We start from the raw sequence: 11,035 nt of genomic DNA, 5'->3' as shown, positions 1-11,035 counted from the left end.
GTCAACGCTCCTCTTTTGCTGCGGGTAACTGGCCGGCATCATAGCGGCAACCGCCGGCGCGGGGGCGTCCACATCATCAAGTCGAAGCCGCCCGTATCCCGACGTACGATTATCCCTCGGAAGTCCGCTGCCATTTCCCCGATGCTGTGACGCGCGCAATTGACGCTGAGCGACGGGCGCATTTCGCGCGCGAGCGAGGACATTTCGAAAGCAAGCATGCGCTCATCCTGACCTATCGGCCGTCGGAGGCCAAAAAGACAGCGCTCAGCAAATACATCTACTCGGACGAGGAGAGCCGTAGGAAGACCTATGCGGACAAGAACGCCATCCGCGAGATCGAGCAGTATTTCGCCAACACCCTTTCGATCCGGCGCATGGAAACGCGCGAGGCCGCCGAGAGGGGAGGGGAGCGTGTCGCCCGCTATGATGAACTGCTGCAATTTATCCGATTCTGCATCACCGGCGAAAACCATCCGATCCGATTGCCAGCTGCTCCCATGTATCTCGACTGGATCGCGACCGCCGAACTCGAGCATGGTCTGACGCCGAAGGTCGAGAACCGATTCCTCGGTGTCGTGGCGATCGACGGGCTCCCCGCCGAGAGCTCGCCGGGCATCCTCAACAGCCTCGACCTCATGCCTTTGACGTATCGCTGGTCGTCGCGCTTCATCTTCCTTGATGCGGAAGAGGCGCGTCAGAAGCTCGAACGCACGCGCAAGAAGTGGCAGCAGAAGGTCCGGCCGTTCTTCGACCAGCTATTTCAGACGCAAAGCCGGTCGGTCGACCGGGACGCCATGACAATGGTGGCCGAAACCGAAGATGCCATCGCGCAAGCGTCTTCGCAGCTTGTCGCCTATGGCTATTACACACCCGTGATCATTCTCTTCGACAGTGATCGCGAAGCGCTGCAGGAAAAAGCCGAGGCTATCCGCCGGCTGATCCAGGCCGAAGGATTTGGGGCGAGGATCGAAACGCTCAACGCGACCGAGGCCTATCTCGGGAGCTTGCCCGGCAACTGGTATTGCAATATCCGCGAACCGCTGATCAACACCAGCAATCTCGCCGATCTCATTCCGCTGAACTCCGTGTGGTCGGGAAGCCCGGTCGCACCTTGCCCTTTCTATCCTCCCAATTCTCCGCCACTGATGCAGGTTGCAAGCGGTTCGACACCGTTCCGGCTGAACCTGCATGTCGACGACGTCGGCCACACACTGATCTTTGGTCCGACGGGGTCCGGCAAATCCACGCTGCTGGCGCTGATCGCGGCACAGTTCCGACGCTATGATCGTTCCCAGATCTTCGCCTTTGACAAAGGAAGCGCGCTCCTACCGCTGACGCTGGCTGCCGGGGGCGATCATTACGAGATCGGCGGCGACAATGCGGAAGGGCGTAAGGCACTGGCCTTTTGTCCGCTGTCGGATCTCGAAAGTGACGCCGATCGGGCTTGGGCCGCGGAGTGGATCGAGATGCTGGTCGCTCTGCAGGGTGTCACTATCACGCCCGATCATCGCAATGCCATGTCCCGCCAGGTCACCCTCATGGCCAGCGCTCCCGGGCGATCGCTCTCCGATTTCGTGAGCGGCGTGCAGATGCGCGAGATCAAGGACGCGCTGCATCATTATACGGTCGACGGCCCAATGGGTCAGCTTCTCGACGCCGAACAGGATGGCCTCACCCTCGGCGCCTTCCAGACCTTCGAAATCGAGCAGCTCATGAACATGGGCGAGCGGAACCTCGTCCCGGTGCTGACCTATCTGTTTCGGCGCATCGAAAAGCGGCTCGATGGATCCCCGAGTCTGATCTTGCTCGACGAGGCCTGGCTGATGCTCGGCCATCCAGTTTTCCGCAGTAAAATCCGGGAGTGGCTGAAGGTGCTACGCAAGGCGAATTGCGCTGTCGTGCTTGCGACCCAGTCGATCTCGGATGCCGAGCGGTCCGGAATTATCGACGTCCTGAAGGAGTCCTGCCCGACGAAGATCTGCCTTCCGAATGGGGCCGCTCGCGAACCCGGGACGCGCGAGTTCTACGAACGGATCGGCTTCAACGAGCGGCAGATCGAGATCGTTTCGAACGCCACTCCCAAGCGCGAATACTGTGTCGTCACCCCTGAAGGCCGGCGGCTTTTTGATATGGTGCTCGGTCCGGTGGCGCTTAGTTTCGTTGGCGCATCCGGCAAGGAAGATCTGAAGCGCATCCGAACACTTCATTCCGAATACGACCGCGACTGGCCGGTCCACTGGCTTCAGATGAGAGGAGTTCACGATGCCGCGTCGCTGTTCAATGTCGAATAAATTGCTCGCCGGTCTGGCGGTCGTCGCCGTAACGGTCGGCACAGGCGAGCCGGTCGGTGCCGGCACCGCCACTGGCGCCGCAACCGAGTGGACGCAGGTTCTCAACAATGGGGAGCTGGTTGCTCTGGTGGGGAAGTCCAATGAGCAAATTCAGAACCAACTCACCCAGATCAGCCAGCTCGCACAACAGATCGAGACGCAGCTGAACATCTATCAGAACCTGCTCCAGAACACGGCGACGCTTCCGTCTCATATGTGGGGGCAGGTCGAGCGTGATCTCAATCGGCTCCGCAGCATCGTCGATCAAGGTCAGAGCATCGCCTTTTCCATGGGCAACGCCGACGACGTACTGCAGCAGCGGTTCCAGAGCTATGCAACCCTCAAGACCAACCTGCCAAGGAATGAGACATTCTCCTCGACTTATGAAACCTGGTCGGACACCAACCGCGATACGATTGCCAGCACGCTGAATGCGGCGAGCCTCACGGCCGATCAGTTCGACAGCGAGGAAACGACAATGTCCTCGCTGCGCTCGATGTCAGAGACCGCTGACGGGCAGATGAAGGCTCTGCAGGTGGGCCACGAAATCGCGGCCCAACAGGTCGGGCAGATGCAAAAGCTCCGCGGCCTTGTCTCGCAGCAGATGACCATGATGGGAACCTGGCTCCAGACGGAGCAGACCGACAAGGACCTGGCGCAAGCACGGCGGGAAAAATTCTTCAACGCCGACGTCAAGAGCATTCCGGAAGGTCAGAAAATGGAGCCACGCTGGTGAGCCGCGCCGTTATCATTGCCTTAGTGATCCTCGTCCCTGCGGTTTCGACCACAGCGACAGCGCTGATCGTCAACTCCAGAGCCTCCAACCCATCCGCACCTGAGGAGCAACGCACCGCCAAAGAAAAATTCTTCGGCGCGGGGAAGGCGCTTCCGCCGATCAAGGATGGTCAGGAGATGGGTCCAAGATGGTGAAGATCAGTCTTGCACGTTCGTTGCTGATTGCAGGCTTGGCTTATGTCGCCTTCGAGGCACGCGCTTTCGCGCAGGAAGGACTAGTCCTCACGGAGTTGGAGAACCACATCTCGGCAGCCGCGAAAGGATGGGAAACCACCATCCTTGACGCGGCGAAATCGCTGTTTTGGATTTTGGCCACCATCGAGATCGGCATCGCAGCCATCTCGCTGGCGCTCCAGGCGGCTTCGCTCGACAGCTGGTTTGCTGAGCTTGTCCGGCGGATCATGTTCGTCGGATTTTTTGCTTTCGTTCTGACGCAGGGCCCGACCTTCGCGCGCGCCGTGATCGATAGCCTGTTCCAGATCGGCGCTGGCGGGGGCTCGGCATCCCCCGCTGAAATCTTCGACGCTGGCATTCGGGTCGCCTCACAAATGTCGCAGCAAGCCCAGTTCGACGTCTTCGAGGACAATGCGCTCGCAATCGCTGCGGTGCTGGCGATGGGTGTCGTGGTCATCTGCTTTTCGCTGGTTGCAGCAATTTTCGTGTCGGTCATGGTCGAGATGTATGTCGGCCTGCTCGCTGGCATGATCATGCTTGGGCTTGGCGGTTCCTCTTTCACGAAAGACTTCGCTGTCCGATATCTTGTCTATGCCTTCGGCGTCGGCATGAAACTGATGGCGCTCGTGATGATAGCTAAGATTGGATCGCAGGTCCTCTTGGGCCTGGCGAATGCTCCAACCGCGTCTTCCGACCAATTTGTCACGACCCTGGCGATCGCCGGCATCTCCGTCGTGGTTTTCATCATCGCCATGTACGTGCCGAGCATCATCCAAGGTGTAGTGCAAGGCGCCTCGGTTTCCGGGGGGATGGAAACGATCCGTCACGGCGGCCAGGCGGCATCCTTCGCCGCCGGCGCTGGGTTCCTCGCGGGCGGCGCCGCGAGAACGGGTTTCACGGCCGGTCAGTCGGCACGAGCGGCGGGTTCATCCCTCGCCGGCGCGGCGCTTCGGGGTTTCGGCGCGGGGATCGGATCCGCCAGCAGTGCTGCTGGTTCTGCCGCCAAGGAAAAGGCGATCGGTTCACCCGGCGCCTATGCCGGATCAATCCTCGGCCTCGCCAACGCCAAGCTCGATGAGAGCCGGGGCGGTCATAGCGGGCACAAGCCACCTCCCGAACGCAAAGACTAACAGCAATCAGAAAGTGATAGACGATGGCAGCGAACCGCGCCCCCGAAAACCCCTATCTTGCCGCGCGGCAGGAATGGACGGAACGATACGGATCCTATGTGCGAGCCGCCGCGGCATGGCGCACAGTCGGCATTCTGGGCCTGGCCATGGCCGTAATCGGTTTCGGATATGCTATGTATCTCAGCACCGAGGTCAAGCTCGTGCCTTACATCGTCCAGGTCGACAAGCTTGGCACGTCGGTCACGACCGGTTTCCCCGAACAGATTGAATATGCGGATGTGCGGGTAGTGCGCGCCACGCTCGGCAATTTCGTGACCAGCTTCCGTTCGATCACGCCGGACGCCGCGGTGCAGAAACAATATATCGACCGCACCTACGCGCTCCTTCGGACCTCGCATCCATCGACGGAGAAGATCAACGCCTGGTTCCGAGGCAATTCGCCATTCGAGAAGGCGAAAACCGCAACGGTCGCGATCGAAGTCAACAACATCGTGGCGCTCTCAAACCAGACCTATCAGATCGACTGGACCGAATACGAACGGGACCGCAAGGGCAAGGAGATCGGCACGCGCCGGTTCCGGGGCATCGCGACGGTGACACTCACCGCGCCGCAGGACGAGGCAACCATCCGCCTCAATCCAATCGGCCTTTATGTCCGGGATTTTGACTGGACAGCGCAGCTTTAAGGGCAGGGGAATTCTCAATGCACAGAACCGGATTGATCGCAGCCGCCGGCTGCCTGGCAACACTCGTCTTTGCGAGCGCCGCTGAAGCGCAGAGCATGACCACCAATGAGGTGAAGGGCACCAGTATTTCGAGGAAATGGCGCGGCACGGCCGGGTTGGTGACGACTGGTCCCGACGGCAAGGTCATCTTCCTGTACGGCGAGACGCAGCCGTCGGTCGTCTGCTCGCCCTTGCAGGTCTGCGATATCGAATTGCAAGGCGGCGAAATCGTCCGTGACGTTCTCGTTGGCGATAGCGTGCGCTGGAAGGTCGAACCTGCGACATCGGGTGCCATAGGCGGGCAGGCGATCCACCTGATCGTCAAGCCATCGGAGCCCGGACTTGTGACCTCGATGGTGGTCACGACGTCGCGCCGCACCTATCACATCCAGCTGAAATCCCATCCGAGCCAGTATATGGCCCGGGTCGGTTTCGAGTATACGGAGGACGTTTCGACGAAGCTTGCTGACATCAATTCAAGGCTCGAGACCGGCGGCATTCCAGGAACGGCACCCGACAAGCCGAACTTCTCCTACTCGGTCAGCGGGAGCGCGCCGTGGAAGCCGAAACGGGTCTATTCGGACGGCGCAAAAACCTACGTCCAATTCTCGAAATCGATCTCCGGACAGGACGCGCCGGTGCTCTTCGTCGTCAGCGGCGGCCAAAACCGCATCGTCAACTACCGCATGAAGAATGACATGATGATCGTGGACTACGCGGTCGACAAGGCGATCCTCGTCTCCGGCGTCGGCTGGCGGCAGCAGAAGATCACTATTCGGCGGGGAGGCTGAACGATGCGGAAGCTTCTGATCTCCTTCGTTACGGTGGCTATTCTTTCCGGCTGCCAAACGGCCGAGGACGGGCTGACGACCAGTTCCACGCCAACCACCGTCACCGGGCCCGCGGCGAGCGCGATTGCCGGCGATATGGCAAGCCGGCTCGCCGAGCAGATCGGCCCGTCTGCGACGACGACCATCAAGATCGAAAAAGACTCGTCGGATTTCGCGAGCGCGCTTGAGGCGGCGCTGAAAGGCTGGGGCTATACGGTCGTGACTGATGGCAAGGTCGGCAGGGTCGGCAAGGACGTGAAACTGGTCGAGCTCGGCTATTCGATCGACGGTGTTGACGGTCAGGTGCTCGCGCGACTTTCGACGCCCTCTATCGCGCTTGGCCGGGCCTACTCGGCAACGGCAGCGGGTGCTGTGCCGGCAAGTCCGCTTTCCATCATGCAGCGCAACTGACGGAGACAGATATGGTCCAGTCTCTGCGGCTTGGTGCCGCCAACGAGACAGAAGATCAGAACGGCATGCGCCGTCTCAATCGCCTGCCGATCATCGTCGCCATCGTCATCGTTGCGCTGTTCGTCGGCGTCGTCGTCATCGGACTGGCATGGCGCGGTCTTCCGTTCAACCGCAACAATGATATCCACAGCGCATCGAATACCCCGGCAACGAATTTCGGCGACCAGCTCAAGCGCGGCGTCACCGACGGTATCATCGGCGAGCCGGTGGAACGGGAAGCGTTTCAGCCGACGCCCGCCATGAAACAGAAGGTCGACAAGGAACCGACTGTCGTCGACCGGCCTACGGAACCGGAAGAGCGACGCGCGCGGCTCGAAACGGAGGAAGAATGGAAGGCGCGCCTGAAGCGCGAGCAGGACGAACAAATTATCCGCGAGGTCCAGCGGCAGCGGATGGCCCGGCTGCAGGCACGAGCAACCGCTTTGGACTCGCCGTTGAAGGTGGATATTTCCGATGTCGAGAAAGTAGCCAGGAACGCCAGTGACACCGGTCAAAATCCCACGGCAGCAACCAACAATGCGTCGGACCTCTACGCCGCCGCCATGAAATCGGGGATCATGGGCGAGAACCTCGATCCGAACGCCCAGGCGTCGAAGGAGGATTTCTTCAACCAGGACATCAAGGATGTTGGCTACCTCCCAAATCGGGTCGTGCCGCAGATGTCGGTCTATGAGTTGAAGCGCGGCTCGGTCATTCCCGCCACCTTGATCACCGGCCTCAATTCCGACCTCCCGGGTCGCATCACAGCGCAGGTCAGCCAGAATGTCTATGACAGCGCCACCGGCTACCGGTTGCTTATCCCGCAGGGCGCCAAACTGTTCGGGCGCTATGACTCAAAGGTCTCGTTTGGCCAGGAGCGCGTTCTCGTCGTCTGGACCGATCTCATTTTCCCAAATGGATCGACCCTGCAGATTGGCGGTATGCTGGCACGGACGCCGAGGGCTATGGTGGCTTCAAGGACAAGGTCGACCGGCATCTCTGGCGCACTTGGAGTTCGGCAGCGCTGATCGCGCTGATTGGGACCGGAATCGACATGTCGATGCCCGAGAGCTCGACGCTGGCGACACAGGATACTGCCTCAGACGCCGTACGCCGAAACTTCGCTGAATCGTTCGGCCGGGTGGCTGAGCAGACCATATCGAAGAACCTGAACGTCCAGCCAACAATCCGCATCCGACCCGGCTATAAGTTCAATGTCCTCGTTGACCAGGACATCATCTTTCCGTCCGCCTATCGTGACAATTAGCGGCGCAGGGCCCACAGATCTGATCTCCGTATCTGCCGCTGGTTGGCGCGCGGTGTGGCGCTACAATCACTGCAGCGCAAAACCTTTCCTCACTTGTACTATTTCTAGGCCGACGTGGCTTGAAAGCTGCATCTCCACAGGTAGTGCTAATGTACATGGTCCGAGGGAATACTCCGCATGCTGTATTAACCTGCGGTTGCCGCAAAAAGTAATTGTGTGCGTAAATCGCAGTCATGACCCGATTGCCCAAACGGCCGCTCGTTTCGCAAAGGACGAGCTCGGCGGTCAAGAAGATAGGAGAGATGTCCGTGAACGGAAACCTTCGCTCGCTCATCGATATGCTGGAAGCCGCGCAAGATGGGCACATGATCAAGATTGCTCTTAGAAGCTTCGCGCATTCCTGCGGGTATGACAGGTTCGCCTACCTGCAAAAAGACGGCACCCAGGTTAGGACGTTCCATTCCTATCCCGGACCATGGGAAAGCATCTACCTCGGTAGCGACTATTTCAACATCGATCCCGTGCTGGCGGAAGCAAAGCGCCGGCGGGACGTTTTTTTCTGGACCGCCGACGCTTGGCCTGCCCGAGGATCGTCTCCTCTTCGGCGGTTTCGTGACGAGGCAATCAGCCACGGCATTCGCTGCGGCGTCACCATTCCCGTGGAGGGAAGCTACGGATCCGCGATGATGCTGACCTTCGCATCGCCGGAAAGGAAAGTGGACATTTCGGGCGTGCTCGATCTCCCAAAAAGGCAGTTCAATTGCTGATGATGGTGCACTACCAATTGAAGATCATTGCGGCGAAAACGGTGCTTAATCCCAAGCAAATGCTGTCGCCGCGCGAGATGCTTTGCCTGGTGTGGGCTTCGAAGGGAAAAACTGCGTCCGTAACCGCCAACCTCACTGGAATCAATGCCAGAACCGTGCAGCACTATCTCGATAAAGCACGTGCAAAGCTTGACGCGGAATCAGTGCCGCAACTCGTTGCCATTGCCAAGGATCGCGGCCTGGTCTGAGTTCTAGTTGTCATCGTCGAAAGGCACGTCGGGCACAAAGCCAAGCGCGTCCAGAATGTCCGATAGCTCCTCCTGTTGGGCCTCCGACCTCTTCTGGCGTGCAACGTACTCATCCTGGAGCGTCTGGAGGACCGGACCGGAAATCGACGGATCGTCGCTTGCGCGCAACCACTCCTCGTAAACGGCCTGATCGGCCCAGAGGAGCCGGCGGTGTTCGCGAATCGCGGAAACTGCCAGTGCCTCAAGCTCTGACTTGGTCATGACACTGTAGCGCGCTTCTTTCTCCTTGCTTTCGTCGTTCACCTCGGATGAGCCCATATCGTTCATCCGCTTCTCCCTGATTTGATTTCCTCACTGCCCAGCACCCAAGGTCGGCATTGTATCGGTCTAGCCGCTACAGCCAAATTCTCTGGGCTTGAGGCAAGGCAGTTGAATCTAAACTCGACATTTAAACAACTGCTTCGAGCCGACGGGCGTTCCGAGCCGCCGCGTTTACATACTTTAGTTGATAAACTTATGGTGTGTAAACGACGATCTTTCAGCGCATGGATATGCGCAAGCTGGTCGGCTCTAATTTCGCCCGCCTGCGTCGGGAGAAGGGCCTGACACAGGAAGAGGTCGAAGCTCGTTCCGGTTTCAGCCAACAATATCTGAGCAGCCTTGAGCGCGGGCGACGCAACCCTACCGTGATTACTCTTTATGAGCTGGCTCAAGCCTTGGGTGTTAGTCACGTCGAGTTGGTTACCCCGACTGATGAGACTCCGTTTGGCACGCGATGAGGCGAATAATCCTACTGCAGGGTAAAATCGAGCGTATGCGCCGCTTACATCCCATTGATTTCGCGTGTTTGTGAACATTGAGGATTCTGCCAGATGGTTTTCGGCAAGAGCTGGAGATTTGGGATGGCGGATGGTGATGGTTGCAAGGCGTCCCATGCGAAGAGCCGTTTTGATGCGGCTGTTCTCACGCAGGGTCAGTTCCTCCGATAGAAGGATGTCGATTGCTTCCAGGGCTGAGAGTTCGCCATGCTCGAGGCGGCGGACCACGTGGTCGAGCGCCTCGAGAGCACGCGGCATCTTGAGGCCGACGAGATCGTGACGGATGCGTTCGATCATCGACGGCATAGCATCAAGGGCGGCGCTCATCGGCGGGTCTCCCGAGCCATAGCCGTTGCAACAGCGTCATGACCATGCCGTCACGCGAGATTCGCCGCTCCAGCTTCAGGACCGATCGGAAACGGGCCAGGGGAAGTGGCCGTAGATGAGATCGCTCTTCGGCGAAAGCCTCATTGACGACGCGCAAGGTCGTGGCATGCACCCTGGGATTGGCGACGGTATCCAGCCAATGGCGCAGCTGCGCGTTCAGGTCATCAAGGTTGCGGAACGAGCGAGCCAGGAAGAAGTCTTCGCGTATGTAGCGGAATGGCCTCTCGACCTTGGCTTTCTTTCAAGTCCAGGACTGCAGTTCGTACTGACACTCAAGCGCGTATAGAATTCGAGGTCACGCACCCGTTCCATCCGTGGCGCGGCCAGCGCTTCGTGTTGTCGACACGCAAGCAGAACTGGGGCGAGGACCGCGTCATGTTCTACGACGCGGATGGGCGGCTTCGCTCTCTGCTTGCGTCATGGACGGACGTCGCTGCCCCCGATGTTTTCATTGAGATCGCGGCCGGTAGGTCGTTCGTGCGTCCAGATGATCTGGCAACCCTGGCGGCATTGATCGAGCAAATCGAGCGCAGCCATGGCGGCTGAATGCGTGTCAGGCAATTTATGCCGCTTTGGTGACAGCGGTATAGCCGCCGCTGTAGCCGCGCTCCTTCAGCTCGCGCAGAAGTCGTCGCGCCGTTAGCCCAGGATAGGCCGCCACGCGCTCCCGAAGATAAGCAGCGAATGGGTCTATCACCGTCGCGCGTGGTCTCCTTGGCCCATAGGCCGGCGCTTCCAGACCGCGATCGATATACTTGCGGACAGTCTTTCGGTCCGCGCCGGTCTGCCTGGCGATCGCCGACACCGATAAGCCTTGTCGATGCAAATCCAAGATCATCATCATCTCCCCGAGCTTGATCACCAACATCCCCCTTCCGACAATCGGAAGTAGTATCGGTGATGACATGCGACCAATCTTCCGGGGCGCGCCCCGGAAGACCGGTCACGGCGCAAACTGGGGAAGATTCAAACGGCACATTTGGGGAGTATTGATCCGGTATCGATAACAATCTCGCGATCGGGCTGACGGATTGGGCACCGTAAAGTTAACCGACGGCTGAGGAAGATGTGCGTACATGGGCCATGTCAGAAGTTGCTCGTGATCCGCTTTATC

Annotated in this window: 9 protein-coding genes and 5 pseudogenes; 10 read left to right on the top strand and 4 right to left on the bottom strand. The window is 59.3% G+C overall.

What is annotated here, in order from left to right; genetic code table 11:
- Window positions 1–77: 77 nt before the first annotated feature.
- The 9 genes and pseudogenes from AU381_RS00720 to AU381_RS29365 all read left to right on the top strand — a co-directional run.
- A pseudogene (locus AU381_RS00720) lies at window positions 78–2,291 on the top strand (conjugal transfer protein TrbE); the annotation flags it as partial.
- Window positions 2,263–3,066 (top strand): P-type conjugative transfer protein TrbJ, encoded by an 804-nt coding sequence (trbJ, locus tag AU381_RS00715; protein ID WP_014858035.1) that lies wholly within the window; start codon window positions 2,263–2,265, stop codon window positions 3,064–3,066. The pseudogene AU381_RS00720 and the gene trbJ, both read left to right, overlap by 29 nt.
- Window positions 3,063–3,260: an entry exclusion protein TrbK gene (gene trbK, locus AU381_RS00710; RefSeq protein WP_014858036.1), complete on the top strand. Its 198-nt coding sequence runs from the start codon at window positions 3,063–3,065 to the stop codon at window positions 3,258–3,260. The genes trbJ and trbK overlap by 4 nt, the downstream gene beginning before the upstream one ends.
- Entirely contained in the window at window positions 3,254–4,429 is a 1,176-nt protein-coding gene (gene trbL / locus AU381_RS00705) for a P-type conjugative transfer protein TrbL (RefSeq protein WP_014858037.1), read from the top strand. Before trbK ends, trbL begins: the two co-directional genes overlap by 7 nt.
- A gap of 23 nt (window positions 4,430–4,452) precedes the next feature.
- Window positions 4,453–5,115: a conjugal transfer protein TrbF gene (locus AU381_RS00700; protein ID WP_014858038.1), complete on the top strand. Its 663-nt coding sequence runs from the start codon at window positions 4,453–4,455 to the stop codon at window positions 5,113–5,115.
- A gap of 17 nt (window positions 5,116–5,132) precedes the next feature.
- Window positions 5,133–5,945, top strand: a complete 813-nt coding sequence (gene trbG / locus AU381_RS00695) for a P-type conjugative transfer protein TrbG (RefSeq protein ID WP_014858039.1) — start codon at window positions 5,133–5,135, stop codon at window positions 5,943–5,945.
- A gap of 3 nt (window positions 5,946–5,948) precedes the next feature.
- Window positions 5,949–6,395, top strand: coding sequence for a conjugal transfer protein TrbH (gene trbH, locus AU381_RS00690; RefSeq protein ID WP_014858040.1), 447 nt, complete (start codon window positions 5,949–5,951; stop codon window positions 6,393–6,395).
- Between the two features lie 11 nt (window positions 6,396–6,406).
- Window positions 6,407–7,701: pseudogene (trbI, locus tag AU381_RS00685) on the top strand (IncP-type conjugal transfer protein TrbI).
- A gap of 302 nt (window positions 7,702–8,003) precedes the next feature.
- A pseudogene (locus tag AU381_RS29365) lies at window positions 8,004–8,716 on the top strand (autoinducer binding domain-containing protein).
- A 3-nt stretch (window positions 8,717–8,719) separates the two neighbouring features.
- Here AU381_RS29365 and AU381_RS00665 read toward each other — a convergent pair.
- The 3 genes and pseudogenes from AU381_RS00665 to AU381_RS27920 form a co-directional block, all read right to left on the bottom strand.
- Window positions 8,720–9,043, bottom strand: a complete 324-nt coding sequence (locus AU381_RS00665) for a transcriptional repressor TraM (protein ID WP_014858045.1) — start codon at window positions 9,041–9,043, stop codon at window positions 8,720–8,722.
- Window positions 9,040–9,861, bottom strand: a complete 822-nt coding sequence (locus AU381_RS31170; RefSeq protein WP_425288606.1) for a hypothetical protein — start codon at window positions 9,859–9,861, stop codon at window positions 9,040–9,042. The genes AU381_RS00665 and AU381_RS31170 overlap by 4 nt, the downstream gene beginning before the upstream one ends.
- A 40-nt stretch (window positions 9,862–9,901) precedes the next feature.
- A pseudogene (locus AU381_RS27920) lies at window positions 9,902–10,162 on the bottom strand (IS21 family transposase); the annotation flags it as partial.
- On the opposite strand from AU381_RS27920, the gene AU381_RS31000 reads away from it, so the two are divergent.
- Window positions 10,138–10,467, top strand: a complete 330-nt coding sequence (locus AU381_RS31000; protein ID WP_015633592.1) for a DUF5372 family protein — start codon at window positions 10,138–10,140, stop codon at window positions 10,465–10,467. The pseudogene AU381_RS27920 and the gene AU381_RS31000 sit on opposite strands and share 25 nt — an antisense overlap.
- A gap of 22 nt (window positions 10,468–10,489) precedes the next feature.
- Here AU381_RS31000 and AU381_RS00650 read toward each other — a convergent pair.
- A pseudogene (locus AU381_RS00650) lies at window positions 10,490–10,783 on the bottom strand (helix-turn-helix domain-containing protein); the annotation flags it as partial.
- Between the last annotated feature and the right edge of the window lie 252 nt (window positions 10,784–11,035).

Origin of the sequence: Sinorhizobium glycinis (assembly GCF_001651865.1) — a bacterium.
GTDB classification, from domain to species: domain Bacteria; phylum Pseudomonadota; class Alphaproteobacteria; order Rhizobiales; family Rhizobiaceae; genus Sinorhizobium; species Sinorhizobium glycinis.
Note: the sequence above shows the minus strand (reverse complement) of the source record. Positions and strands in the feature narration are given on the sequence as shown.